The organism is Deinococcus radiopugnans ATCC 19172 (genome assembly GCF_006335125.1).
GTDB classification, from domain to species: Bacteria; Deinococcota; Deinococci; order Deinococcales; family Deinococcaceae; genus Deinococcus; species Deinococcus radiopugnans.
Genome location: NZ_VDMO01000003.1, coordinates 62,742 through 88,522 on the forward strand (window position 1 = coordinate 62,742; position 25,781 = coordinate 88,522).

17 protein-coding genes and 2 tRNA genes are annotated in these 25,781 nt (G+C 66.8%); 10 read left to right on the top strand and 9 right to left on the bottom strand.

The features are described 5' to 3' along the window. Nucleotides 1-10: 10 nt before the first annotated feature. Genes FHR04_RS03390 through FHR04_RS03400 form a run of 3 tightly spaced genes read left to right on the top strand, consistent with a single transcriptional unit; the run spans nt 11 to nt 2,005 of the window. Nucleotides 11-466 (top strand): hypothetical protein, encoded by a 456-nt coding sequence (locus FHR04_RS03390; protein WP_139400821.1) that lies wholly within the window; start codon nt 11-13, stop codon nt 464-466. Nucleotides 467-469: 3 nt separating this feature from the next. Continuing rightward, nucleotides 470-934, top strand: a complete 465-nt coding sequence (locus FHR04_RS03395) for a low temperature requirement protein A (protein ID WP_139400823.1) — start codon at nt 470-472, stop codon at nt 932-934. A 57-nt stretch (nt 935-991) separates the two neighbouring features. After that, on the top strand, nt 992-2,005 hold the full coding sequence (locus tag FHR04_RS03400; RefSeq protein WP_139400825.1) for a hypothetical protein: 1,014 nt from the start codon (nt 992-994) through the stop codon (nt 2,003-2,005). 195 nt (nt 2,006-2,200) lie between these two features. Here FHR04_RS03400 and FHR04_RS03405 read toward each other — a convergent pair whose 3' ends face one another. The 5 genes from FHR04_RS03405 to FHR04_RS03425 all read right to left on the bottom strand — a co-directional run bounded on the left by FHR04_RS03405 (nt 2,201) and on the right by FHR04_RS03425 (nt 7,753). Next, on the bottom strand, nt 2,201-2,848 hold the full coding sequence (locus FHR04_RS03405) for a LexA family protein (RefSeq protein ID WP_170213841.1): 648 nt from the start codon (nt 2,846-2,848) through the stop codon (nt 2,201-2,203). Between the two features lie 49 nt (nt 2,849-2,897). Then, nucleotides 2,898-4,565, bottom strand: coding sequence for a hypothetical protein (locus FHR04_RS03410; RefSeq protein ID WP_139400829.1), 1,668 nt, complete (start codon nt 4,563-4,565; stop codon nt 2,898-2,900). 12 nt (nt 4,566-4,577) lie between these two features. Next, on the bottom strand, nt 4,578-5,882 hold the full coding sequence (locus FHR04_RS03415) for a YifB family Mg chelatase-like AAA ATPase (RefSeq protein ID WP_139400831.1): 1,305 nt from the start codon (nt 5,880-5,882) through the stop codon (nt 4,578-4,580). A gap of 167 nt (nt 5,883-6,049) precedes the next feature. Beyond that, nucleotides 6,050-6,388, bottom strand: coding sequence for a Sec-independent protein translocase subunit TatA/TatB (locus tag FHR04_RS03420; protein ID WP_139400833.1), 339 nt, complete (start codon nt 6,386-6,388; stop codon nt 6,050-6,052). Nucleotides 6,389-6,520: 132 nt separating this feature from the next. Further along, the gene (locus FHR04_RS03425; protein ID WP_139400835.1) at nt 6,521-7,753 is read right to left on the bottom strand and encodes an FAD-dependent oxidoreductase; all 1,233 of its coding nucleotides are present in this window, start codon (nt 7,751-7,753) and stop codon (nt 6,521-6,523) included. 98 nt (nt 7,754-7,851) lie between these two features. Here FHR04_RS03425 and FHR04_RS03430 point away from each other — a divergent pair, with 98 nt between their 5' ends. The 5 genes from FHR04_RS03430 (at nt 7,852) to FHR04_RS03450 (ending at nt 20,206) form a co-directional block, all read left to right on the top strand. Continuing rightward, nucleotides 7,852-9,165, top strand: coding sequence for a SpoIID/LytB domain-containing protein (locus FHR04_RS03430; RefSeq protein WP_139400837.1), 1,314 nt, complete (start codon nt 7,852-7,854; stop codon nt 9,163-9,165). After that, nucleotides 9,162-12,035, top strand: coding sequence for an LPS-assembly protein LptD (locus tag FHR04_RS03435; protein WP_249038951.1), 2,874 nt, complete (start codon nt 9,162-9,164; stop codon nt 12,033-12,035). Before FHR04_RS03430 ends, FHR04_RS03435 begins: the two co-directional genes overlap by 4 nt. Nucleotides 12,036-12,105: 70 nt before the next feature. Beyond that, on the top strand, nt 12,106-13,230 hold the full coding sequence (locus FHR04_RS03440) for a hypothetical protein (protein ID WP_249038952.1): 1,125 nt from the start codon (nt 12,106-12,108) through the stop codon (nt 13,228-13,230). A gap of 317 nt (nt 13,231-13,547) precedes the next feature. Further along, nucleotides 13,548-18,341, top strand: a complete 4,794-nt coding sequence (locus FHR04_RS03445; RefSeq protein WP_139400839.1) for a glutamate synthase-related protein — start codon at nt 13,548-13,550, stop codon at nt 18,339-18,341. A gap of 398 nt (nt 18,342-18,739) precedes the next feature. Beyond that, entirely contained in the window at nt 18,740-20,206 is a 1,467-nt protein-coding gene (locus tag FHR04_RS03450; RefSeq protein WP_139400841.1) for a glutamate synthase subunit beta, read from the top strand. 154 nt (nt 20,207-20,360) lie between these two features. On the opposite strand, the gene FHR04_RS03455 is transcribed toward FHR04_RS03450, so the two are convergent. After that, nucleotides 20,361-20,437 (bottom strand) — tRNA-Ile (locus tag FHR04_RS03455). Nucleotides 20,438-20,598: 161 nt separating this feature from the next. Next, nucleotides 20,599-20,673 (bottom strand) — tRNA-Glu (locus tag FHR04_RS03460). Between the two features lie 193 nt (nt 20,674-20,866). On the opposite strand from FHR04_RS03460, the gene FHR04_RS03465 reads away from it, so the two are divergent. Continuing rightward, complete coding sequence (locus tag FHR04_RS03465) at nt 20,867-22,300, top strand: phosphoglucomutase/phosphomannomutase family protein (protein ID WP_139400843.1); 1,434 nt, start codon at nt 20,867-20,869, stop codon at nt 22,298-22,300. Between the two features lie 144 nt (nt 22,301-22,444). Then, on the top strand, nt 22,445-23,761 hold the full coding sequence (locus FHR04_RS03470) for a hypothetical protein (protein ID WP_139400845.1): 1,317 nt from the start codon (nt 22,445-22,447) through the stop codon (nt 23,759-23,761). Between the two features lie 19 nt (nt 23,762-23,780). Here the strand turns inward: FHR04_RS03470 and FHR04_RS03475 are convergent, their stop codons facing one another. Together FHR04_RS03475 and FHR04_RS03480 are read right to left on the bottom strand one after the other, a co-directional pair. Beyond that, nucleotides 23,781-24,710, bottom strand: a complete 930-nt coding sequence (locus FHR04_RS03475) for an NADP-dependent oxidoreductase (RefSeq protein ID WP_139400846.1) — start codon at nt 24,708-24,710, stop codon at nt 23,781-23,783. Between the two features lie 93 nt (nt 24,711-24,803). Beyond that, the gene (locus tag FHR04_RS03480) at nt 24,804-25,751 is read right to left on the bottom strand and encodes a type I phosphomannose isomerase catalytic subunit (protein WP_139400848.1); all 948 of its coding nucleotides are present in this window, start codon (nt 25,749-25,751) and stop codon (nt 24,804-24,806) included. Nucleotides 25,752-25,781 lie beyond the last annotated feature (30 nt).

Sequence of the window (25,781 nt, forward strand, 5' to 3'; positions counted from 1 at the left end):
AGACTTTGAAATGCGCCGACTGCTTCCCCTGCTGATCCTCCCCGTTCTGGGGGCCTGCACGCTCCTGCCTGCCCGGAGCGCTCCCCCTGCGGCTCATACGGCTCCCGTTGCCACCCGCGTGACCACCTCGGTCACGTACAACACAGGCGTTCCTAAGCTTGGTGAAGACAACCCAGTGCTGGCCGCCGTGGTGTCAATTGCCCCTACCGCTCCGGTGGCGCAGGGCCGTCAGCCGTGGCGTGCCGAGGAAATTGGAGCCAACTCGGTCGTGTTGCGATCCAATGCCACCGCTGTCGACAACGCGAGCTTTGAGACGTTCGTGGCGACGTTGCCGCTAGAGATGTCATTCGGAGCCATTCGTTCCGGCGACGCGACGACGGTGACGGCCACCTACAGCAGCGCATATGCGGCCAGCGCGCAGGACATCTTCGACAAGCTGGACAAGCGATTTGGCCGGGCAAAATGAACGTTGAAAGCTGCTTCTGACGGGCAGCGTGAACCCGTGTCCAGGGCCGAGCGCACGCGGCAACTGGCCCGCTGGATTTACCTGCACCTGCCGCTGTTGATGGGCATCGCGGCCATCGGGGCCATGCTCGAATATGCCGTGGCTGATCCGTCAACGGGCAGCGAGAACGGCCACGGCACGCCGCAGGCTGCGGTGGGCTGGATCATGTCGGGGGCTTTTGCGCTGGTCTACGCCAGTCTGGCGGCGCTGGAATCGACACTCGAACCGGAAAAGACGCCGCTGCTGGATGTGGCCCGGACGGTGTGGATGCGGCTGGCGACGGCGGTGGCCGCGCTGATACTGCCACTGCTCAGCTTGGCCCCGGTGGGGATGGCTCTGGGGCTGGAGGGCATACAAGCACTCAATGGCTGGGTGGACGTGCGGGGCTGGTTTGCCAGCGAGCATGCCGGACGCACGGACGTGCATTGACAGATCAATACAAAGGGCTTCCAGAGAAAATCTGCATATGACCTATCCTGACGGGCGATGCCCTTCCAAAGCCGCTACCGCCCCAAGGATCCATGCCCCTGCGGCAGTCAAAAACAGGCCCGTAATTGCTGCCTGAATAACAAGAAGCAGTGGAATTTAAGGCCAGCACGGCTGAATCTTGACCAGCGTGCCATCACGGACCAGCCCTATTCGCATCCGAGGTGCTACATGGCGGCGTTGGGGAGTTGCAGCGACAAGATTACACGGGAACACTACATCTCCAAAACAGTTATAGAAGCTGTGGCTGGAAACAGAAACCAAGTTATGACTCGCGGATTTCCATTTCTTCAGGATGAAGAGAAGTTGCTTTCCGAATCTGCCATGACCTCTAAAATGCTCTGCGGGAAGCACAATAATGATCTTTCGCCTTTGGATGAAACTGCTGGGCGGCTTATTCGTTTGCTCCAGAACTATCACTCTAATGCTTTGAGCGGGAGCAGTGAGAAACATATCGAGGTTATTTGTGGAGAAAATCTAGAACGATGGGCGCTCAAAACGTTATGTGGATTTCTGGCATCCGGCAGCCTCACGGATGAAGCAGATGTTTCCTACACTGCGAGTGTTCCATTATTCTGGCTTGAAATTCTCGGATCGCGCGTAAAATGGCCTCCCCATTGGGGTATTTACCTGCATTCTCAGCATGGGCAGGACAACTATGCTCATCAAGCCTTCGCTTTTCAAGGATGGTTCAACGCAGCAGGAGATGTCATGGGGGCGCGCTTCTGGCTTCATGGTATACCTTTCTATTTGGCGCTTCACACACCAGAAAATCCTGAGAGATTTGGAAGCCATTTGCCTGGCCGAATAATCTTTAGAAAAGCAGGAATAGATCAAATAGTGGAATTTAGCTGGTTGAGGCACACGACACTGGAATCACACATTTTTGAACATCAAAAAGACGGGATAGGTCTACCACCTTTAGGGCGCATAGACTCTCCTGGTGAGCGTATGTCCCGTCAAGCTGAAAAGTTGCTTCAAGAACGCGACGAAAAGATCAATAAATCCCAGTGACCACTCGTACAACTCATACAAGCGCATCAACATTCATCCCATTCAGGGCCTGACTCAAAACGCGAGAAGCTGCTGACAATACTGAGACGGCCCATTAAGGGGATGAGCGGCCCCGCCACATACTTCTTCCTAACGGCTGCTTCGTCGCTAACTGGAAAAATGATTTTCCCAAATATCCCGGCTGAAACCAAATTTTTAGGACCGTCCAGCATTGCCAATTCCGATATGTCCCACCATCCAACCGTGAATCTGAACATCTCTCGCCGCAAGGACGATTGAGACATCATCCAGCCAGTTTGTGTAAAGTGAAATACGTTGTCCAACACGCTTCCAGCGCTTGAGCGTGGCCGTCGGCATCTGGGGCCATGAAACCAGGACGACATGACCTGACGGTGGTTCTTCCTGTGTAGGCCGAATTGCCACTAAATCATGTTCAAAGATGCCCACGCCAGTCAAGCTGTCATCGCACGTCCGCAGTAGAAAGTCTCCTTCATGCAAATCCAGTGCATCGCGGAGCAGCGTGGCGTGACCCAGCACTTGGGTTTGATCATACGTGGCCTGCCCTGCCCCGACTTCACCAATAATGGGAAAGCCCAATCTCGTCTGTGTCAGTGCGTGTCCCGCTTCGGTCAGCGAAACGCTGGCCCGCTGGCGGACGCGGGCATCGTAATTGACCAGGCCCTTTTCCTGAAGAATAAGCAGGTATTGCCGGACGCTCTGGCGGGGGAGTCCCAAATCCTGAGCAAGTTTGCTGGCCGAGACAGGAACACGAGCCTGCTCCAGTTCGGCCAACCGGATCAGAACATCCGATTGTCGCGGAGCATTGTCAAGCAGGGCGGCCACGCCCTGAGTGTAGACACGCTGTAGGGCGATCACAAGGGAGGGGGAGAGGCTATGGAGACGGTTGGAGCGCGTCCATGTGCTTCCGCAGACCACGGGCATAGGTTTCAGCGTTGGCGTACTGGTGGCGGATGTGCGTGAGGTTCCAACCGTTGAATGCTTTCGGCCAGGTGCGCTGATGAACACGGGTATTCATGAGGGCATTGACCTCAGCCGCGCTGGCCTGTACGAAACCCGTTTTGTGGGCCAGAATCAGCGGGCCGTAAGGTTCGTGAACCAGCTCTTTGTCTAGGAGGTAAAGGAAGGCTGCATCCTTCTGAACTTCGATGACCAGACAGCCGATTCGCTGCCCACTGTCGCGCCGCCAGTGTTCAAAGCGGGCTTCCTGACCGCTGGGATTGTTCACGAGCAGTTCTTTGACGGTGAATTCAGCGGGGGGAAATTGCCCTACCGCTGCGCGCAACTGAACGAAATAATCCGCAAAGATGGGCGTTTCTTCTTCGCGCTGGTCATGGGCGAGAACGGCGCGTCTCAGTGGACTTGAACGGTCACTGCCAAGGCCGGTGCTGAACGCTTTGCCCGCCACGGGGGTTCGGGGCAGCAGCCGTGCGCCGCTTTGCTCTCGACTGGGCGGCAGACGCAAGACCGCTGTGAAGTCACTGAGCATGGCGGGCAACGCAGGCAGCCGGGTGGCCGTGCGGGGAGCGTGGGGTTCCTGGTTTGAATGGAGCCGGGCTTTGCTCGCATTACCTCTCCGGGTACGCGTATGTCGTGTTTGGGTGGAGTCAGTGTCCGGGGGCGGCGCATCGAATTCGATTTGAGGGGAGAGATAGACCGCGCCGAAAGGGGGAGTATCGCCTACATGCAGAACGCGGTGAACCAGATAGTGCTGGGGGTCCAGCCAACGGCCTTGCGTTGCGAAGGCCCGGAAGGGTTGACCTTCCGGTGGGCGAGCGTAGGGAAAGATGGCCCTTGGAAAGTGGTACGCCTGCCTGTTTTTTCCGGCGATAACTTGAAGGTGAACCTGCCGGGCCTGCTGGCCTGCCTGCTCATCGAGGACAAGGCGGGCCAGCAGCGGTGCGTCGGTTTCTGGGAACTCGCCTGGAACGGTCATGAAGTAATCGCGGCCTTCGAGGGTGCCGCTGGCCTTGACTTGTTCGATGACCGCGCCGATCTCGCCGGAGAGGACGGCCTGGAGAAGTCGAGAGGATGCGCCGTAACTCCAGCGGATCACTTCGAGGACAGGGGTGAGCAGCGTGCGTCCCTGATCGTCGGGCAGCGAGACGCATCCGCTGGCCGCCATCGTGGCCCAGTCTCCGGCCATCAGTGCCGTCTTTTGATCCAGTACAGGCAATTCAGTGAGCCGCAAACTCTTCTGCGCGCCGAAATCGGCGCGGAAGTGTTCAGCGGGCGTCAGGGTTTTCCGTGGCGTGACCAGCTTCCCATTGCGGAAGATCATGCCGACGCACAGCGCGGCCAGGTCACCGGAACTCAGTGCGACAGTCCTGACGCGGTGGGGACTTAGTTGATCAGGCCGTGGAAATGCCCCGTGGTTGACCTGCCGGGGTGAGCGCCGCTTAGATGGGTACAGGGTGGTCAGGTGGCAAAGCATTGCGTACTGACTGGGTGCATTCTGATCGCGGTACAGGGGACCGAGCCAGGTGAGCATCCACAGCAGATCATCCTTCGGCAATGAATCGAACTGAGTCCACCCTCGCATTTGAAGGTTGTATCACGCAGCCAGATCAACACCAGGGGTCCCGAAAACGCCAGTCGCAAATAGCATGTACGAGTCGCAATTAGTGTGTACAGTGACAGGGGCCGACGCTTCCGGCTCCGGCGCGCGGGTCAGCTCGTCCACTGTCAACCGGGGCACGCGGCACACGAGGTCCAGCCGGTCCAGCAGCGGGCCGCTGATCCTGGCCGCGTACCGCGCCCGCTCGGAGGGCGTGCAGCTGCAGCCCTTTTCCGGGTCACCCAGATGCCCACAGGGGCAGGGGTTCATCGCGGCGATCAGCTGAAAGCGGGCCGGGTACTCCACCGTGGCCCGCGCCCGGCTGATCGTGACGGTGCCGTCTTCCAGCGGCTGGCGCAGGGTTTCCAGGGCCTTGCGGCTGAACTCGGGAAACTCGTCGAGAAAAAGAATCCCCCGGTGGGCCAGACTGACCTCGCCGGGACGGGGCACGCTGCCCCCGCCAATGAGTCCGGCGTCTGAAACCGTGTGGTGCGGCGAACGGTACGGCGCGCCCAGACTCAGGCCACCGCGCAGGTTCAGCACGCCCGCCGCCGAGTGGATGCGCGTGACCTCCAGGGCCTCGGCGCGGGTCAACGGCGGCAGCAGCCCCGGCGCGCGGCGGGCCAGCATGGTCTTGCCGCTGCCCGGCGAGCCGACGAGCAGCAGGTTGTGCCCCCCGGCCAGCGAGACCTCCAGCGCCCGCCGCGCCGCCGCCTGCCCCTTCAGGTCTGCCAGATCGAGATGCAGGCCTTCGTCGTCCTCGGCCTCAGGGGCGGGAGTGGCGGGCAGTTCCGCGCGGCCACTCAGGTGCGCCACCGCTTCCAGCAGGGTCCGGGCGCCGTACACGGTCAGGCCGTCGATTAAAGCGGCCTCGGGCGCGTTGCCGGCAGGCAGCAGGGCCGGCAGCCCCAGCGAGGCGGCCAGCAGGGCCAGATTAACCGCCCCGGCGATGGGCCGCAGGCTGCCGTCCAGCGCCAGTTCGCCCGCCGCGAGCAGCCCGTCGAGCGCCCGCGCGGGCAGCAGGTCCTGGGCCGCCAGCACCCCCAGCGCGATGGGCAGGTCGTACAGCGGTCCCTCCTTGCGCAGGTCCGCCGGGGCCAGATTGACCGTGATGCGCGCCGCTGGAAACGGCAGCCCGGCGTTGCGCACCGCCGCCCGCACCCGCTCGCGCGCCTCGCTGACCGCTTGGTCCGGCAGCCCAACCACCGTGAAGGCGGGCAGGCCAGGAGACACGTCCACCTCGACTTCCACGGCGACGGCGTCCACGCCGATCAGGGCCACACTGCGGGCGCGGGCCAGCATCAGGGCCGCCTGGCGGAAAAGGGGAAGAGAGACACGGCGGCCAGCCTAATCGCGCCCATCTCACACGCCGCTTACAGCCGCAGCGCTTCGGCCCGGTAACGCTGGCCCGCCACCAAAAAGCCGCCCAGGACGGGCGGCCGATGAGCGAGGGGGGCAAAATTCTCCCGTCAGCTCTGGACCGTTTCCTTCTGCTGTTCCGGCATTTTCCCCAGCTCGACGGGCGCAGCCCCACCCTCGGCGGGCGGCGTCACGGCGGCGACGCTCATGGGCGGCGCCGACACGGCCTGGGCAGGCACCGAGGCGTGGATGGTCTGCGTGGGCGCTGCCTGTGGACCCTTGTCGTTCAGGCTGCCGTCCAGCTCGTCCTTGAGGCTCTGGGTGCTCTTGCGGAACTCGCGCAGGCCCGCGCCCAGGCTCTTGCCCAGCTCGGGCAGCTTGCGGGGGCCGAACACCACCAGGGCAACCAGTAAAATCACGATCAGTTCTGCGGGGCCGATGTTGGGCATGGGGGTCTCCTTGTGGGGCGCGTGGTTTCGGAGTGGCGTCTTGTCCGGCAGTCTAGCTCCGCGCGTTAAATGGGGGTTAGCTCCCTAAACACAGTGTGGAGAGCATGAAGGGTGGAGAGCATGAAGGCGGCGTCACCTTGCCGGCTCGTCCTCGTCCTGCCACGGTCTGTGCTCTCTGCCCGCCACCGCCGCCGCCAGATCGTGGGCCACCGCCAGTCCCAGCGTGTCGGCGTGCGGGCCGCCCAGCAGCAGGTGAACGCCGTCCGCCAGACGCTGGTGCAGCGGCAGGCCGTCGGCCCGTCCGCCCGGCAGCGCCAGCCACGCGCCGGGCACGTCGCTGATGCTGCGGCCCAGGCCCAGCGCCCCCGTGCCCAGCGGGGGCAGGGCCTCCATCAGGGCCACCAGATCCTCCAGCGTCTCGCGGCGCAGGCCCGTGGGAACCCCGGTCAGATGGCCGCCCGTCGGCGTGTAGCCGTGCGGATCGCGGTGGTGAACCGCCGGAATCAGGGTGAAGCCGCCGTTTTGCGGGCGCAGGGTCAGGCCGGCGGCTCGCAGCACCGGCGTGTCGTCGCTGCTGGGGGCATTCAGGCGCGGCGTCTGGCGGTAGGCGCGGGCGTGGGTGGTGTGAAGGCCCAGATCATGTTCCGCCGCGTGCGGGCCGTCCGCGCCCAGCGCCAGCACCAGGGTGGCGGCCCGCAGGCGGTGCGTCTCGTGAACGACGATCTGGTGGGTGTTGGTCACGCTCAGCCGTTCGATGGTCACGAGGCCGCCGCTGGCCTGCGGGGTCAGGGCGGCGTGGGCACGGGCGTTGAGCATCAGATCGGCCCCCGCCTTCACGGCCATCTGCGCGGCGGCCAGCGCCAGCGCGCCGGGGCGGTAGGTGGCGGCCCCAGAATCCACGCGGGCAAAGGGCAGGGCCGCCACGTCGACCAGCGCCAGCGCGTCCGGAAAGGGGGCCAGAGCGTCGGCGGTGGGGGACCGGTCCGGCCCGCCTGCCGCGAACAGCTCGATCAGCGGGCGGGTCTGGAAGCTGATGTCGCCGAAAGCCGTGTGCAGTTGCTCGCGCGTCCAGGTCGCCTGGGCCCGCCGATCTTGCGGCACGCCCCACGTCGTCCACACGCCGGGGGCCAGCAGCGTGGCGCCGTCCTCGTTGGGCAGGCCGCCTTCCTCCAGCAGCAGCAGGCGCAGGCGGGGGGCCAGTTGCCGCAGGTAAAAGGCCAAGACAGACCCCATGCGGCCCGCGCCCAGGATCACCACGTCGTAGTCCTGGGGCGTGAAAGCTTGTCCGACGTGGGCCCAGACTTGACCGGGGCTGGCCTGACCGGGGCCGGCGGGCGGCGCGGCGCTGTTTGCGGCGGTGTGCATGCCTGCCATGATGCCGCGTGCCGCGCGCCTTAACCGGGGGCTTCTCACGCCGCTGTGAGAAGGGCGCACATGCGGGATGTTTATACTCGGCCCCAACGATGTCCCAGTCCTTCCCCTCTCTGCTGACCGCCCTGCTGGCTTTGCCGACAGGGCCGCGGACGCGGCCTGGACGGCCCGTGTGGCTGGGCCCCAATGCCGCACTGGGTGCCGCGCTGTGCGGCGCGCTGGTCTGCGCTGCCCCCGCCTCTGCCCTGAACGTGCGCGTGCTGGTGGCCGCCGCGCCGCAGCTGACCGTGCGCGTGCCGGTGGCGCCGGCCCAGCCTGGCGCGGTGCGCGACGCCCTGACGCCGCCGGGTCTGCCCGCCGCGCCGCCGCAGATGACGGTGTGGACCGTGGGGGTGTCCGGCGGGCAACTCACGCTGAACGGGCAGGCGGCGGGCAACCCCACGCTGTACCTGCCGCCCAGTCCCGGCAGTGTGGTGGAGATTGCGGGCAAACCGTACCGGGGCGGCGTGCTGCTGCGCGTGCAGGACGGCGGCGTGCAGGGCGTGAACGTGGTGGATGTGGAGGATTACCTGCGCGGCGTGGTGCCTGCCGAGATGCCCGCCTCGTGGCCCGCCGCCGCGCTCGCGGCCCAGGCGGTGATCGCCCGGACCTATGTGGCGGCGCGCATCAACCCGGCGGCCCCTTTCGACACCTGCGCCACCGAGAGCTGTCAGGTCTACCCTGGCCTGAAGGCCGAGAAGCCCGAGGCCAGCGCGGCCATCGACGCCACCCGCGCGCAGGTCGTGGCCTACGCGGGACGGCCCGCCAGCACCTATTTCAGCAGCGATTCGGGAGGCTTCACGGCCTCCAGCGCGGAGGTCTGGGGCAAGGAGCTGCCGTACCTGCGCGCCCAGGCCGATCCGTACTCGGCCGGCAGTCCGCGCGCCGGGTGGCGGGTGGAGGTCACGGCGGCGCAGGTGCAGACGGTGGCGGCCCGCTACGGCGCGCGCGTCGGGAGCCTGCGGGCGGTGAGCGTCACGCGCCTCAGTCCCTCGGGAAGGCCCGCCGAGATCACGGTCAGCGGCGATGGCGGCACGGCCCGCATCACGGGCGCGAATGCGGGCGGCTTCGTGCGTTCGCTGGGTGCCCCGGGCACGCGGATCAGCCTGAGTGGCCTGAACCCGCTGGTCATCAGCGGCAGCGGCGCGGGGCACGGCGTGGGGCTGTCGCAGTACGGCGCGCTGGGACTGGCACGGGCGGGGCAGGATCACCTGAAGATTCTGGGCTTCTACTACCCCGGCACCAGCCTGAGCGTGCTGGCGGGCCAGCGGAACGGGGGAGGGGCGGTGCTGGCCGGTTCATTCCCGCTGCCCTCGGCCGCGCAGACCCTGGCGCTGGCCCTTCACTCCAGGGGGGAGGTCCAGTGAGCTTCGGCAGCCGGCGGGGGCGGGCCGGGGCGCGACAGCCCGTCAAGAATCAGCCGTCCAGGAAGGGGAAACTGCGCACCCTGGCCCGCAACACGGTCCTCACCCTGGGCCTGCTGGGAACCGCCGTGCTGGGCGGCGCCGAGGCCCGCACGGTCAAGATCGTCTCGGCGGATACGCTGGAACTGCGGCAGGTGGACGGCCAGGAACTGGTGATCATCAGCGGCGCGAACGTGGAACTGCGCGTGGACGACGACGTGGTGCGGGCCAGACGCGTGGAATACAACCGCACCCGCCGCACCCTGACGCTGGTGGGCGCGGCCAGTTACCGCAGCGCCAGGGACGGCCAGGACCTCAGCGGCGAGAACCTGGTGGTGGAGCTGGGCGACGAGCAGATCACCGGGCAGGACGTGCTGATCAGCGACGCCGATCTGGAGATTCAGGGGCAGGAGGTCGAGCGCATTCCGGGGCAGCTGCGTGCCACGGGGGGCTACTTCACCACCTGCGCCAAGTGCGGGCGCACGCCCAACGACTACGCCTTCCGCGCCGAACGGCTGATCGTCTACCCCGGTGACCGGCTGGTGGCCTACCGCGCGCAGCTGCTGCTGGCCGACGTGCCGGTGCTGTTCCTGCCGGTGATCGTGATTCCCCTGAACGACCCCGAACGCCAGCCCCGCGTGCTGATCGGGCAGGACTCGGCCGACGGCTACACCGTGGAGGCCGACTTGCCGTTCTCGGTGGGCAGCAGCACGCTGGGCACCACGCTGCTGCGCTTCTACCAGAACCGCAGCCCCAGCGTGGGGGCGGGCGTGGCGCTGCGCTCGTACGCGCCGCTGCCCTTCGTGGACCGCGCCGACCTGTACACGCTGGCGGACCCCAAACCGCTGAATCCGGACGGCAGCGCCAACCCCGGCTACGACGTGGACCTCAATTTCGGCGTGACCGGCCGGGTGCCGCTGTCGCTGGCAACGCGCGATCTGGACTACCGCCTGAACGTGACCCGCAAGGACATCGGCCTGAGCGAGACGGCGGCCGAGCGCGGCGTGACGCGGGTGGATTTCGGGGCGAAGGTGGAATACCCGCTGTTCTCGGCGGAATTCGCCTACCTGAACCGCTTCGGCCCGGAGCCGACGACCGGGATCTACACGCCGTACCGCAAGACCGAGGCGGTGCTGGACCCCAGGCCGTACACCAACGGCACCTTCAGCGCCGACACGCGCCTGACGGCGGGGCGCTACACCGCCCAGAGCAATCCGCTGTCGCCCAGCGCCACCGCGCAGGGGCCGAACATCAGCACCACCCGCCTCGAAGAGCAGCACGCCCTGGCGTACACCGCTCAGCCGTGGAAGGACGCCGATCTGGCGCTGGGCAACACCTTTACGGGGCGCTATTACGGCACCGGGGCCAGAACCGTGGACCTGAACCTGAACGCCGGGCTGACCCAGCGTTTCAACACCACCAACACCGTGACCTTCGGGGTGGGCTACCTGCGGCGCGAGGGCACCAGCCCCTTCGCCTTCGACGCCCTGGGGGGCCGCCTGTTGAGCGCGCCGCTGAGCCTGAACCTCAGCACCGTGCCGGTCCCGGACGTGCGGTTCGGCGTCTCGCTCAAGCGCGACCTGTTCCTGGCCCCGGACCTGCAGGACCCCGCCGTCTTCACGGTCAGCGTCAACCGCCTGCCGCTGAACCTGAACGCGCAACTGGGCTACCAGCCGTTTACCAAGGAGCTGGAAACCTTCTCGTACAACGCGACGGTGGGCGACCCCGGCTCCGGCACGCTGACCCCGGTGGACGCCCAGCCGGCCCGCCTGGCCACCGAGTACGGCCCCGCCGTGCCGGCCCGGCCCGCGTACCTGCGCCGCAGCAGCGCGTGGCCCGCGCCGGACCTGACGCTGAGCGCCTCGGGCGGCTACTCGCGCGTGACCGGTTACTCGCCTTTCACGCTGCGGGCCACCGTCACCGGGGCCACACGCGCGGACTCGATCAGCGTCTACGCCACCCACAACATCGAAAAGCCGCAGATCGACGAGGTGGGCGCCACCATCAACGCCACCGTGGGGCGCGACGCGGTCCTCAACCCCCTGACCTTCTCGGCCCGCGAGACGCTGTACCCGCCCACCGGACGAATCTCCGGCAACGCCACCCTGACGTGGCGGGCGCGCTATCAGCTGTCGACCACCCATGACCTGCTGCTGAACCGCGTGGTGGAGGACAACCCAGCGCCCGGCAGTGCCCCGAACAGCGGCACGCTGACTTTCAGCGTCGGCACGGTGAACGGCAGCGCCAACGACTGGCAGCTGACCTACGGCGGCCCCTACGATCTGGTGCGCGGCGGCTGGACCCGCCCCACTGCTTCCGGCAGCCTGAGCGTGACCCGGCCTGGCCAGCGGCTGGCGCTGTCGGCCACGGTGGCCACCCCGGGTCTGGACCAGTTCCGCACCGAGCTGACGCGGGCGGACCTGGACGCCAACATCGGGTTCGGCAGCCGCGCGGCGCTGTCGGGCCGGGTACAGTACTACCGCACCCGCAGCGGCTTTTACCCGGACGACACGGCCACCGACTACCTCAGCATCGATCCGCTGCGCGTCAGCGTGGGCATCGGACGTAAAGGGCAGGTGCCCGGCGCGTACCTGACGGGCAGCCTGCGCCAGACCTTCGTCTGGAAAGACGGCGTGCGCCAGGATCCCGCGCCGCTGTCCCCAGTGATCGGGCTGACCATCGACCGCTGCTGCTGGGCCGTCCAGGCCGAGGCCGACCTAGTGCAGCGCCGCTACCGCCTGTCGGTGGGCCTGCCCGGCCAGAGCCAGTACCCCCTCTTTGACCTGACGCCGGACGGAACCAAAGTGCCGCTGCTGAACCCCGACTCGCCCTGAGCCGTGGGCGTTGCGTTCGCCGCGCTGTGTCCGCCGCCCGCTCCCCCCTGTTGACCGTCCGAGGAGGCCCATGACCCCCCAGCCCAACCCACAACGACTCAGACCACAGCCCAGACCCCTGGCCCGCCTGTCTGCCCTGGTTCTGCTGCCTGCCCTTCTGGCGGCCTGCACCGGCACCGAGGAGCCACAGGTGGCCCTGCGCGTGGCGCTGCTGACCGATGGCGGCGCGACGCTGCGCACCGTGACCCCCAACGCCGACAGCAACTCCGCGCCGGTCAACGCCGACAAGACCGTGGCCGTGACCGACGGCGTGACCCTGAATTCGCTGTCCGGTGGCCAGCGGCTGGCCCTGACGCTCAGCACCGGAATCGAAAGCCGCGACAGTGATCTGGCCGACGTCCAGCCGTTTGCGGCGCTGCCCTTCGCGCAGACCTGTCTGGTCCAGACGGCCAGCAGCGCCTCGCGGGACCGTCTGCTGGCCCTGAGTCAGTGCCCCAACGGGCCGCAGCAACTGGCGCTGTACAACGCCAGCGGCTCCCTGGTCTGGACCGCCCTGCTGAGGGCCTACCTGCCGCCCACGCCGGGGCAGGACGTGCCTCCGGTCAGCCTGGCGGTGCTCGGGGACGTGGGGCTGGTGGCCCGCCCGCGCGTGGGCGGCGGCAGCGAGGTGCTGCGCGCCGCACCGAGGAATTCAGGCGACACGGTGGCCGAGGTCAGTGACCCGCTGCCGACCCCGGCCATCCGCGCCCTGGTGGCCTACAACCAGGGCATCCTGGCCGCCACCGACGGCGGAGTGCAGAAGGTGGACGCGGCGGGAGTTCCGGACGGCACGGCGCTGGCCGCCTTCGGCGCGCGGCGTTTCGACCGGTTGTGGAGCGGCACCGCCGGCAGCCAGAACCTGCTGGCCGCGTGGCGCAGCAACGTTCTGAGCAACCAGAGTGCCCAGCCGTTGCTGGTCTGGGACGGCAACACCAGCCGCACGGCCGCCACCGTCGCGTCCGTCTCGGACCTGCGCGACCTGACCCTGGCCCCCGACGGCAACCTGTACACCCTGACTGCCAGCACCCTGACCCGTTACAACACCGCCCTGGGCCTGCAATCCGGCAACTTCACCCCTCGTGTGCTGCTGACCGGTCTGAATGATGCCCGCGCGGTGGTCTGGCTGGTGCCCCCCGTCACGGCCACGGCAGACTGAGACTGCGCTTGCTCCCTATTCCAGCGCGGAGTGAATTTAGGCTGAATTTATCCTCAGCGCGGCGGGGTGCGGGGGCGGGCGCAGAGCCACGCCCCCACCTGTCACGGCACCGGCACGGCCCGCCGCCTGGCATTCGGCAGGTCGGTGGCGCGTCAGGGCGTTATAAACAACGTCCTGCATGAAAATGCACCCCACTGTATGGTGATTCCATGAAGGCTCGCCCACGCCGGGCGGGACTGTCATGACCAGACAGGAGCGTGCCTATGCCGAACAACACCAGCCGGAATCTTCCGGGCCTGCCTCAGCCCCAGAGACAAATGCAGACTCCTCCCCAGGGCGTGCCTCCCTCCCGGCCGCCCTCGCGCGGAGAGGTCGAGGCGGCGCGGCAGCACGGCTTGTACGCGGGCCGCGAGCATGACGCCTGCGGCGTGGGCTTCGTGGCGCACATCAAGGGGCTTAAACAGCACTCGATCATCACACAGGGCCTGAAGATTCTGGAAAATCTCGATCACCGGGGCGCGGTGGGGGCTGATCCTTTGATGGGCGACGGCGCGGGATTGCTGATCCAGATCCCCGACGCCTTCTACCGCGCGCAGATGGCGCTTCAGGACGTGACCCTGCCTCCCGCCGGGGATTACGGCGTGGGCATGATCTTCCTGCCCAAGGAAATCGCCTCGCGCCGCGCCTGCGAGCAGGAGCTGGAGCGGGCGGTGGTGGCCGAGGGCCAGCTCGTGCTGGGCTGGCGCGATGTTCCCGTCAACCGCGAGATGCCGATGAGTCCCACCGTGCGCGAGAAAGAGCCGGTCATTCGGCAAATTTTCATCGGGGCCGGGCCAGACACCCTCGTCCCAGACGCGCTGGAGCGCAAGCTGTACGTGATCCGCCGCCGCGCCAGCAATGCCATCCGCGCCCTGAATTTCACGCACGGGGCGGAGTATTACGTTCCCAGCATGTCGTGCCGCACGGTGATCTATAAGGGACTGCTGCTGGCGACGCAGGTGGGCGAGTATTACCTGGATTTGCAGGATCAATCTGTCGTTTCGGCGCTGGCCCTCGTTCACCAGCGCTTTTCCACCAACACTTTCCCCGAATGGCAACTGGCGCACCCGTACCGCATGGTGGCCCACAACGGCGAGATCAACACCGTCAAGGGCAACTTCAACTGGATGCGGGCGCGCGAGGGCGTGATGTCCTCTCCGGTGCTGGGCGACGACCTGAAAAAGATCTACCCGGTGTCCTTCGAGGGCGAGTCCGACACCGCCACCTTCGACAACGCGCTGGAACTGCTGACCCTGGCGGGCTACCCGATGGCCCACGCCGCGATGATGATGATTCCCGAGGCGTGGGAGGACAACCCCCTGCTGGATGACCGCCGCCGCGCGTTTTACGAGTACCACGCGGCCCTGATGGAGCCGTGGGACGGCCCCGCCGCGATGGTCTTCACCGACGGGCGGCAGGTGGGCGCGATGCTGGATCGCAACGGCCTGCGCCCCGCGCGCTATGTCCAGACCCGCGACGATCTGGTGATCCTGGCCTCCGAATCCGGGGTGCTGCCGATTCCCGAGAGCCGCATTGTTAAGAAATGGCGGCTCCAGCCGGGCAAGATGTTCATGGTGGATCTGGAGGCCGGGCGCATCGTGGAGGACGCCGAGCTGAAAAACCAGTACGCCTCGGCCAAGCCGTACCGCCAGTGGGTGGACAACACCCGCGTTCCGCTGGCCGACGCCGGGGACACCGGCACCGTGGGCCAGTTCTCCGAAACGCTGCTCGACCGGCAGCAGGCCTTCGGCTACAGCCAGGAAGACCTCAAATTCCTCATGGGGCCAATGGCGAAGTCCGGCGAGGAGGGCCTGGGTTCGATGGGCAACGACTCGCCGTTGGCCGTGCTGTCGGCGCGCAGCAAGCCGCTGTACTCGTACTTCCGGCAGCTGTTCGCGCAGGTCACCAACCCGCCGATTGACCCGATCCGCGAATCGGTGGTCATGAGCCTGCGCTCCTTCGTCGGGCCGCGCCCCAACCTGCTGGACATCAACGCCGTCAATCCGCAGATGCGTCTGGAAGTCTCGCAGCCGATTCTGGACTTCGACGACATGGCCCGCGTCCGTTCCATCAGCGAGCACACGCGCGGCAAGTTCAGCGCCTACGAGCTGGACATCACCTACCCCGCCGAGTGGGGCGCGCGCGGCATCGAGGCCAAGCTCGCCACCATCAACGCCTGGGCGGTGGACGCCATCGACAACGGCCACAACATCATCATCATCAGTGACCGCCGGGTGGACCGGGAGCGTGTGGCGATTCCGGCGCTGCTGGCGCTGTCCAGCGTGCATCACCATCTGGTGAAAGCTGGATTACGGATGAAAGTCGGGCTGGTGGTGGAAACGGGCGACGCCCGCGAGGTGCATCACTTCGCCGCGCTGGCGGGCTACGGGGCGGAGGCGATTCATCCGTATCTGGCCCTGGAAACCCTGATTGACCTGCACGCCGAAATCCCCGGCATGCCCAACCTGAGCGACATCGGCCCCGCCAAGGCCATGCGCAACTACATCAAGGCGGTCGGCAAGGGCCTGAGCAAGATCATGTCCAAGATGGGCGTCAGCACCTACATGTCGTACTGCGGCGCGCAACTGTTCGAGGCGATGGGCCTGCAAACCGACTTCGTGGAGAAGTATTTCCGGGGCACCGCCACGCAGATCGGCGGCATCGGCATCTTCGAGGTGGCCGAGGAAGCGTTGCGGACGCACGCGGCGGCTTACGGCGCAGACCCGCTGCTGGCGCGCGGGCTGGACGCGGGCGGCGAGTACGCCTGGCGCGTGCGCGGCGAGGAACACATGTGGACGCCCGACGCCATCGCCAAGCTGCAACACGCCACCCGCAGCGGTTCGGCCAGCACCTACGAGGAATACGCCCGCATCATCAACGATCAGAGCAAGCGCCACATGACCCTGCGCGGCCTGTTTGAGTTCAGGATGGATGGCGCGACGCCCATTCCTATCGAGGAAGTCGAACCTGCCGCCGAGATCGTCAAACGCTTCGCCACCGGGGCAATGAGCCTCGGATCCATCTCCACCGAGGCGCACACCACGCTGGCCGTCGCCATGAACCGGATTGGCGGCAAGTCCAACACGGGGGAAGGCGGCGAAGACCCAGCCCGCTACGAGCGCGAACTGCGCGGCGAAAGCATCGGCGAGGGCGAAACCCTGGCCGGAATCCTGGGGGCCAGCCGCGTCGAAGTGGATTACCCGCTGGAACCCAGCGATTCGCTGCGTTCCAGGATCAAGCAGGTGGCCTCCGGGCGCTTCGGCGTCACCACCGGCTACCTGGGCAGCGCCGATCAAATCCAGATCAAGATGGCGCAGGGGGCCAAGCCCGGCGAGGGCGGGCAGCTTCCCGGCGGCAAGGTCAGCGAGTACATCGGCTACCTGCGCCACAGCGTCCCCGGTGTGGGCTTGATCAGCCCGCCGCCGCACCACGACATCTATTCCATCGAGGACCTCAAGCAACTGATCCACGATCTCAAGAACGTCAACCCGCGCGCAGACATCTCGGTCAAGCTGGTCTCAGAGGTGGGCGTCGGCACCATTGCCGCCGGGGTTGCCAAGTGCAAGGCCGATCACATCGTGATCGCGGGGCATGACGGCGGCACTGGGGCGTCCCCCTGGAGCAGCATCAAGCACGCCGGGACGCCGTGGGAAATGGGGCTGGCCGAGACACAGCAAACCCTCGTGCTGAACCGCCTGCGGGACCGCGTGCGCGTGCAGACCGACGGGCAGCTCAAGACCGGGCGCGACGTGGTGGTGGCGGCGCTGCTGGGCGCGGACGAGTTCGGCTTTGCCACCGCGCCGCTGGTGGTGCAGGGCTGCATCATGATGCGCAAATGCCACCTGAACACCTGTCCGGTGGGCGTGGCGACGCAGGACCCGGTGCTGCGCGCCCGCTTCACCGGCAAGCCAGAACACGTCATCAACTACTTCTTCTTCGTGGCCGAGGAAGTGCGCGCCATCATGGCCTCGCTGGGCCTGCGCACCTTCGACGAGCTGATCGGGCGCTCGGATCTGCTCGACACCCGCGCGGGCGTGGCGCACTGGAAGGCGCAGGGCCTGGACTTCAGCCGCCTGTTCTTCCGCGCTGACCTCCCCGGCGTGGGCCACCGCCACACCGGGACGCAGGATCACGGTTTGGAGGGTGCCCTAGATCGCGTGCTGATCGAGAAGTGCCGCCCCGCCATCGAGAAGGGCGAGCGGGTGCATTTCCTTCAGGACGTGCGAAACGTGAACCGCTCGGTGGGCGCGATGCTGTCCGGCGAGCTGATCCGCGTGCGCCCGGAAGGGCTGCCCGATCAGACCGTGTTCATCCAGATGGAAGGCACCGGGGGCCAGAGCTTCGGCGCGTTCCTGGCTCCGGGCCTGACCCTGTACCTGATCGGCGACGCCAACGACTACGCGGGCAAAGGCCTCAGCGGCGGGCGCGTGGTGGTGCGGCCCAGCATCGAATTCCGGGGCGACGCGCGGCAGAACATCATCACCGGCAACACCGCCCTGTACGGCGCAACGGCGGGCGAGGCGTTCCTGCGCGGCGTGGCCGGCGAGCGCTTCGCCGTGCGCCTCAGCGGGGCGCGGGCCGTGGTGGAAGGCACCGGAGACCACGGCTGCGAGTACATGACCGGCGGCACCGTGGTGGTGCTGGGCCAGACCGGACGCAATTTCGCGGCGGGCATGAGCGGCGGCGTCGCCTATGTCTACGACGAGGACGGCAGCTTCGAGAAGAAATGCAACCTCAGCATGGTCAGCCTGCACCGCGTTCAGCCCGCCGACGAGCAGATGCAGAGCGCTGACGCCCGCAGCCTGCACGGCGGCCAGGCCGACGAAACCCAGCTCCGCGAGCTGATCGAGAGCCACCACCGCTGGACGGGTTCGGCCATCGCCAGCGACATCCTCGACGACTGGGACAGCGCCCGCAAGCGTTTCGTCAAGGTCTTCCCGCTGGAGTACCAGCGCGCGTTGAAGGAGCAAGCAGCCCGTCAGCCCGCGCCCGGCACGGTGGAGGCCGCCGACACGACGAGCATGGAGGCCGGGCCGGGCCGCAAAGGTGGGCAGGGGACGTTGACGACGTAGATGGGCGATGGTTGATGGAGAGGGCCAGGGTAACTTGCTTGAGTTTTGGCCTGCCCGGTGGCCCCCTCTGCTCCGCAGCTTTGCAAGTCACCCCCGCCGCTGCGCGGCTCCACCCTCTGCTTCGCAGCTCTACGAGTCACACACAGGGGGAGAGGGGAGAAGAGCGCAGAAGCCTTTCAAACTTCGTGCAAATCCCAGAAACATGGGCATTTAGCCCCTCCTCCCTTGCGGGGGAGGCCGGGACTGGGACAGCTCCGCAGGAGAGGGGGGAACGCAAACGCCCTCCCAGCGCGGCCCGGACGAAACATCCCCCCTCTTTTCCCGCGCACCGCGTACCGCCTCCCGCCCACCCCTCTTTTCCCACACGCCACAAGCCACATCCCGCTCGGAGGCCCTCCATGTCCAAAATCACCGGCTTTCTCGAACAGCCCCGCGTCAAAGAGAAGTCCCAGCCCGTCGATACTCGCCTCAAGAATTACGCCGAGTTCGTGCTGCCGCTGGCGAATGAGGCGGCGCAGAAACAGGCGGTGCGCTGCATGGACTGCGGCATTCCGTTTTGCAACAACGGCTGCCCGGTGGGCAATATCATCCCCGATTTCAACAATCTGGTGTACGAGAACGACTGGCTCTCGGCCATTGAAACGCTGCACAGCACGAATAATTTTCCCGAGTTCACGGGCCGCATCTGCCCCGCGCCGTGCGAGGCGGCCTGCACGCTGAACATCAACGACGATCCGGTGGGCATCAAGTCCATTGAGCTGGCGATCATCGAGCGGGCGTGGCAGGAGGGCTGGGTCAGGCCGCAGCCGCCGCAGGTGAAGACGGGCAAAACCGTGGCCGTGATCGGCAGCGGCCCGGCGGGACTGGCAGCAGCGCAGCAACTGGCCCGCGCCGGACACGCCGTGACGGTCTTTGAGAAAAATGACCGCGTGGGCGGCCTGCTGCGCTACGGCATCCCCGATTTCAAGATGGAAAAGCACCACATTGACCGCCGTGTCCAGCAGATGGAAGCCGAGGGCGTGACCTTCAGAACCGGCGTGCTGGTGGGCACGTGGGACAGGAAAAGCACGGTGACCAACCTCGCCAAGTCCGCTGTAACGCCCGACGAGCTGCGCGCCGAATTCGACGCCGTGCTGCTGTGCGGCGGCGCGGAGCAGCCCCGCGACTTGCCGGTGCCGGGGCGCGAGCTGGACGGCGTGCATTTCGCGATGGAATTCCTGCCGGGGCAGAACCGCGTGAATGCGGGCGACAGGCTCAAAAAGCAACTGCGTGCCGATGGCAAACACGTCGTCGTGATCGGCGGCGGCGACACCGGCAGCGATTGCGTCGGCACCAGCAACCGCCACGGCGCCGTCTCGGTGACCCAGTTCGAGGTGATGCCCCAGCCGCCCGAACACGAGAACAAGCCGCTGGTCTGGCCGTACTGGCCCCTCAAGCTTCGCACCAGCTCCAGCCACGAGGAGGGGGTGACCCGCGAATTTGCGATTGCCACCAAGGAATTCATCGGCGAGGGTGGCAAGGTCACCGGGGTCAAGACCGTGCGTATCGAGCTGGTAGACGGCCACCTTAAGGAAATCGAGGGCAGCGAGGAAATCCATCCGGCGGAACTGGTGCTGCTGGCGATGGGCTTCGTCAGCCCGGTGGGCAGCGTCCTGGATGCCTTCGGCATCGAAAAGGACACGCGCGGCAACGCTTTGGCGGGAACGGAGGAGGAGGGCGGTTACGTGACCAATCTCCCCGGCGTCTTTGCGGCAGGCGATATGCGCCGGGGGCAGAGCCTGGTGGTCTGGGCCATCCGTGAGGGGCGGCAGGCGGCGCGGGCGCTGGATCAGTATTTGATGGGCACGAGCGTCTTGCCGAGGTAGAGAGGGCGCGGACGGTGAGGAGGGGAGGCCTGAGCTGTCCCTTCCCATCATGCAGATGACACCACGCTTCCGGCCATTATGCAGACGTTTTCATGATTCGGGCTGAATTTCTGAACACGAAAAAACCCCGTCCAGGACGGGGTTCTCACTTGGCTGGTGCGGATGCCCAGACTTGAACTGGGGACCTCACGCTTATCAGGCGTGCGCTCTAACCAACTGAGCTACACCCGCGCACCATTTGACTTCGCGCGTCCGCAACCGGACAGGCGGCAGTCAATGTAGCAAGGGGGCGGCGGGGTGTCAATGCACGCCATATAGCCCACGATAGACAGCGGGTCTGCCCAACGGCACACATATAAAGCAAAAACCCCCGCCGAAGCGGAGGTTAAAGTTGGTGACCCCAACGGGATTCGAACCCGTATCGCTACCTTGAAAGGGTAGTGTCCTAACCGTTAGACGATGGGGCCACACCCTCAGCATTCACTTTTTTCAGTGTGTCCGCCGCCCTTTCAAGGGGTGCTTTTCAGCACGGCGTGAATCATAGCCCAGCACAGGTGATACGTCAATGGGCAACCCTGCGGACGGCGCACCGGGCTGCCCTGCCGCTGCCGGAGTCCTGTCAGACCCATCCTGCTACGCTGTGGCCCGGAGACTCCTGACATGCCCATTCAATTCGGAACAGACGGCTGGCGCGACATTATCGCCGATGACTTTACCTACGCCAACGTGCGAATGGTGGCGCAGGCCCATGCCCAGGCGCTGCGTCAGGCGGGGGGCGGCTCGGTGGTGGTGGGCTTCGATCCCCGATTTCAGGGCGCGAACTTTGCCCGCGTGGTGGCCGAGACGATGGCCGAGGGCGGGCTGGACGTGTGGCTGGCGGGCGAGTATCTGCCCACCCCGGCGCTGTCTTTCGCGGTGGTCCACCACGGCGCGGCCGGGGGCGTGATGGTCACGGCCAGCCACAACCCGCCCCAGTACAGCGGCTACAAGCTCAAGGGCCATTACGGCGGCAGCGCCACCCCGGCCCTGGTGGCCCAGGTGGAAGCGGCGCTGGCCGTGCCCGAACCCTACAACGGGCCGCGCGGCACGGTACGGCCTCTGGACATCCGGCAGGCGTACTACGAGCAGCTGGACCGCCAACTGGACCTGGAGGTGCTGCGCGCCTACCGGGGCCGTGTGATCCATGATCCGATGGGCGGCGCGGCCTGCGGCTGGCTGACTGGTTACGCCGCGCACGCTGGCTTGAAGCTGCAGCTGAGCGAGCTGCATGGACGCCCCGATCCGCTGTTTCACGGCGTCAATCCGGAACCCGTCCCGGCCAGCCTGGGCGAACTGATGGGGCTGCTGGCCGGAGAAGAAGGGCAGACCCTGGGCGCGGTCACCGACGGCGACGCCGACCGGGTGGGCGCGGTCACGGCGGGCGGGCAGTTTTTCAACAGTCACCAGATCTTCGCCGTGCTGACCGCGCACCTGTACCGCGTGCGCGGCCTGCGCGGGCGGGTGGTCAAGACGGTGTCGGGCAGCCGCGTGATCGAACTGCTGGCCCGCAGGCTGGGCCTGGAGGTGCTGGAGACGCCGGTGGGCTTCAAGTACATCACCGACGCCTTTCTAGAGGGGCAGGAGGACGAATCAAAGGCTGTGCTGATCGGCGGCGAGGAATCCGGCGGGCTGTCCTCGCGCGGGCACATTCCGGAGCGCGACGGTCTGCTCAACAGCCTGCTGATGATCGAGGCGATGGCCGCCAGCGGCAAGAGCCTGCCGGAACTGTTCGCCGACATTGAGCGGGAGGTGGGCTTCCGGCACCACTATGACCGCGCCGACCTGCACCTGAGTGAACAGTTCGACAAGGCGGCGCTGCTGGCCGAGGCCCAGGCTTTTGCCGAGGTGGCGGGCCGGGTGGTGGAGGGGGCCAACACCCGCGACGGTGTCAAGCTGTCGCTGGCGGGCGGTGCGTCGGCGATGTTCCGCGCGTCGGGCACCGAGCCGGTGGTGCGCGTGTACGTGGAGGCCCAGAGCGAGGAAGACCTGCGGGCCATTCTGGACGAGGCCACCCGGCGGGTCTACCGCCACGATCCGGCCCACCGCCCTGGCTGAAGCGCCGCGTCCATGCTCTGGCTACCGCCGCCCGCTGCCCCTGGGGCGGAGGGCGGTTTTCTCATCCTCGGGGCAGTTACAAAGTGAGGTCAATCGCTGCCGAACAATCGCTTCCCGCCCATACGCCGACAGGAGGACAGATCCATGCCGCTCCCGAATCCACGCGTTCCACACGTCCTGTTTCTCGTTGCCCTGACCCTGCCAGCCTGGGCGGAGGCCGCCACGCCCCGTTACGCGGGGGTGAACTGGAAAGACCCCGCCGGCATGAAGGCTTCAGCGCTGTCCGGGAATTGCCCCGGCCGCTGCGTGGTCTACGAGGGCCAGGACCAGCCGTATCCGCTGCTGCGCGTGCATGAAGCGGTGGTGGGCCGCGCTCCGCAGACCCTGAAAACGCTGCTGGCCTGGATGAAAGACAGCCAGGGCGAAACGGTCAGGGTGATCGAGAACGCCTTCAAGGAGGACGTGATCAGGGACGGCGCCACCACCGCCTATCTGTACCTGCTGGAGCGGGGCGACAGTCCCAAAGACAGCCGCCCGGACGTGTCGTTCTTGGTGCTGCTGGAGCAGGGCGGCGTGACCCTGCCGCTGGAACAGTTCGGCCGCAGCCGGGAGCAACTGGAAGACCACCTGAAAACCATGCTGGCGGTGGTCAATTCGGTCAACCTTGATCCGGCAGCGGTCAAGAAGGAACTTGCGGCCCGCGACACCGCATTCACGCAGGCCGCCCAGGCGATCAAGAACGGGTACGCGCGCGGCGAGCGGGTCAGGCTGTACCTCTGGTCTGAGTCGGGGGTGAGGAACGTCTACACCCCCAGTGGGCTGCAACTTCAGGCCTTCACCCACACGGATGCCCTGGCCTTTTTACCCGGCGGCGTCTTTCTGAAGAATGCCAGGACGAATTACCGCATCCCAAATCTGAGGGCCATCGGGGGGGGCGAGTTGCCCGCGCGCTGGAAGAACGTCGGGAGCAACTTCCAGGTGACCTCTGCGGACGGGAAGACCACGCTGTATTCCGTTCAGAAACTCAGTGGGGGCCAGACCCGCATCGCGGTGGGAGGCCGGACCTACTATGAGATTCCCGCGCTGACCGCCGCGGACGTGATCGGCACCTTCAGCACCAAATACGCCCGCACGTCCGGAACCGGCGACACGACGGTTAATTCCAGCGGCAGCAAGGATCTGCGGCTGCTGCCGAACGGGCGCTACGAGGACACCGGGCAGAGTTTTACCGCCCTGACCAGTCCCAACATCACGGCAGGCTCGGGGGGCAAGCAGGCGACGGGTGGCACGTGGAGCTACGACGCGGCCTCGTACACGCTGACCCTGAAGCCGGACAGTGGCGGCAGCCGCAGCGGCCCCACCTACACCCAGGTGTTCAGTCCGGCCAACCGGCAGATCCGGGGGGACAAGAGTGTGGACTGGCTGCTGCTGGGGGCCGACAGCTGGTGGAAGAGCAAATAGGGCGCGTGGCCTGTGCGCGTCAGTCCAGCACCACCACGGACTTCCCCCTGGCGTGCCGGGTTTCGGTCTTTTTCAGGGCGGCCAATGCTTCGGCAAATGGGTACTCGTTCTCGATTACCAGCCCAATGTCACCGCTGGCGATGCTGTTCACCAGCTCGGCGAATTTCGCCTGGGTGGCCGGGCTGTGGCCGATCTGCTGCACCGTGCTGCCCCGCTCGGGCGTGACCTGGGCGCTGTCCCCGGAAACGGTCACCACCCGGCCGCCGTCCCGCACGGTTTTCAGGCTGTCGCTGCCCGTTCCCGGCTGAATCGCCAGCGCGGCGTCCAACCCGCCCCCGGCCCAGGCGCGCACCTGCTGCGGCCACTCGGCCTCGTGGTAGTCGACGGCGAGTTCCAGTCCCAGCCCCCGCATGTAGGCGTGGTTGCCCGCCGACGCCGAACCGGCCACCCGGACGCCCTGGGCCGCCGCCAACCCAATCACCAGACTGCCAATCGCGCCGGAGGCCCCGGCCACGAACAGGGTCTGGCCCCGCCGCAGCCCCAGCGCGTTCAGGCTCTCCAGGGCGGCCTTGCCCGCCACCGGCAGCGCTGCCCCCTGGGCGAAGGTCAGTCCGGCGGGCAGCGGCACCAGCGCGTCGCTGCGGACGGCGGCGTACTCGGCCCACGCGCCGCCCTGCGGCTGCAGGCTGGTGGTGAACATCACCCGGTCACCCACGGCCACGCCCGTGACCTGGGGGCCGAGTTCCGCCACCGTGCCGGCACCCTCCGTGCCGATGGGATACGGGAACGCCACGCCCCGCGGAATGAAGGAGCGGTCATGAATGCCCACCCCGAAGGCGTGCACCTGAACCCGCACCTCATCCCGGCCGATGTTCGGGAGCGGCACATCCAGCAGCCTGACCTCGCCGCTGTCGGCGGCGGTTCGCGCGTAGGCTTTCATCATCGTCATCACAAACCTCCTGTCTGAAGTTCCTGAGCGTCCGGAACGCTGTTCAGGCCTCCGGATGTGTTCGTCTGCCGCCGGGTTGAGTACGGGCCGTGTTCACTCCGGCAAGCTGGAGCGCAGCAGCTCAAAGTCGCCGGACAGCCCGTAAGCGCCCACGGCGGCGGGCAGCAGCAGCGACTCGAACTGGCCCAGGGTGTGTCGCTCGCCGCCCGCTTCCACCTGCGCCTCGCCCCGCGTCACCGTCAGGACGTGGAAACTCTGCCCGGCGGTGTCGCCTGCCAGCGTGCCGCCGCCGCTGCCCAGGCGCTCCAGCACGAAGTAATCGCAGCGGGTCAGCTGCTGCACGGCGGCCCCAGCGGCTGGTGGGGGCGAGGCCGGTGCGGGCCAGGGCCGGGCCACCGCCGCACTTTTTTCAAGATGCAGGGCGCGGCCAGCGGCGGCGGGGCGGTCCCAGTCGTGGATGCGGTAGGTCAGATCGCTGGTCTGCTGGACCTCGTACAGGAAGACCCCTGGCCCCAGCGCGTGCACGGTGCCGGCGGGAATCAGGAAGGTGTCCCTGGCGTGAACCGGGGTGTACGCCACATGCTCCATCACTTTTCCGTCCAGAATTGCCGCGCGGAGAGTGTCCTGCGGGGTGCCCTCGCGGATGCCCGCGATGATCTGCGCGCCCCCATCGGCGTCCAGCACCTGCCACGCCTCGGTCTTGCCCAGAAAACCCGCGCCCTCCAGTTCGCGGGCCTGCGCGTCGTCCGGGTGCACCTGCACGCTCAGCCACTCGGCGCAGTCCAGCAGCTTGATCAGCAGCGGAAAGCGGGCAGAGGTGGCGCGGCGCCCCAGCAACTCTTCCGGAAACTGCGCCGAGAGTTCGGCCAGCGTCTGTCCGGTGTGCGGGCCACCCGACACTCGGTTGTCCTCGCCCACCACCCACGCCTCGCCGATCTTCCTGCTGGTGTCGCCGCCCGCTGGAATCAGGCGCGTGCCGCCCCACACGCGCTCGACGAGCCTGGACTCCAGCGGCAGGGGAGAGGTGAGGGTCTGGGTCATGCCCGCATGATAGGAGACGGGGGCCAGACC

Excerpts from the sequence above, each read along its gene's own strand:
- FHR04_RS03390 (WP_139400821.1), top strand. The coding sequence starts at position 11 with ATGCGCCGACTGCTTCCCCTGCTGATCCTCCCCGTTCTGGGGGCCTGC.
- FHR04_RS03400 (WP_139400825.1), top strand. The coding sequence starts at position 992 with ATGCCCTTCCAAAGCCGCTACCGCCCCAAGGATCCATGCCCCTGCGGC.
- FHR04_RS03410 (WP_139400829.1), bottom strand. The coding sequence starts at position 4,565 with ATGCGAGGGTGGACTCAGTTCGATTCATTGCCGAAGGATGATCTGCTG.
- FHR04_RS03415 (WP_139400831.1), bottom strand. The coding sequence starts at position 5,882 with ATGCTGGCCCGCGCCCGCAGTGTGGCCCTGATCGGCGTGGACGCCGTC.
- FHR04_RS03420 (WP_139400833.1), bottom strand. The coding sequence starts at position 6,388 with ATGCCCAACATCGGCCCCGCAGAACTGATCGTGATTTTACTGGTTGCC.
- FHR04_RS03425 (WP_139400835.1), bottom strand. The coding sequence starts at position 7,753 with ATGCACACCGCCGCAAACAGCGCCGCGCCGCCCGCCGGCCCCGGTCAG.
- FHR04_RS03430 (WP_139400837.1), top strand. The coding sequence starts at position 7,852 with ATGTCCCAGTCCTTCCCCTCTCTGCTGACCGCCCTGCTGGCTTTGCCG.
- FHR04_RS03440 (WP_249038952.1), top strand. The coding sequence starts at position 12,106 with ATGACCCCCCAGCCCAACCCACAACGACTCAGACCACAGCCCAGACCC.
- FHR04_RS03445 (WP_139400839.1), top strand. The coding sequence starts at position 13,548 with ATGCAGACTCCTCCCCAGGGCGTGCCTCCCTCCCGGCCGCCCTCGCGC.
- FHR04_RS03450 (WP_139400841.1), top strand. The coding sequence starts at position 18,740 with ATGTCCAAAATCACCGGCTTTCTCGAACAGCCCCGCGTCAAAGAGAAG.
- FHR04_RS03465 (WP_139400843.1), top strand. The coding sequence starts at position 20,867 with ATGCCCATTCAATTCGGAACAGACGGCTGGCGCGACATTATCGCCGAT.
- FHR04_RS03470 (WP_139400845.1), top strand. The coding sequence starts at position 22,445 with ATGCCGCTCCCGAATCCACGCGTTCCACACGTCCTGTTTCTCGTTGCC.
- FHR04_RS03475 (WP_139400846.1), bottom strand. The coding sequence starts at position 24,710 with ATGACGATGATGAAAGCCTACGCGCGAACCGCCGCCGACAGCGGCGAG.
- FHR04_RS03480 (WP_139400848.1), bottom strand. The coding sequence starts at position 25,751 with ATGACCCAGACCCTCACCTCTCCCCTGCCGCTGGAGTCCAGGCTCGTC.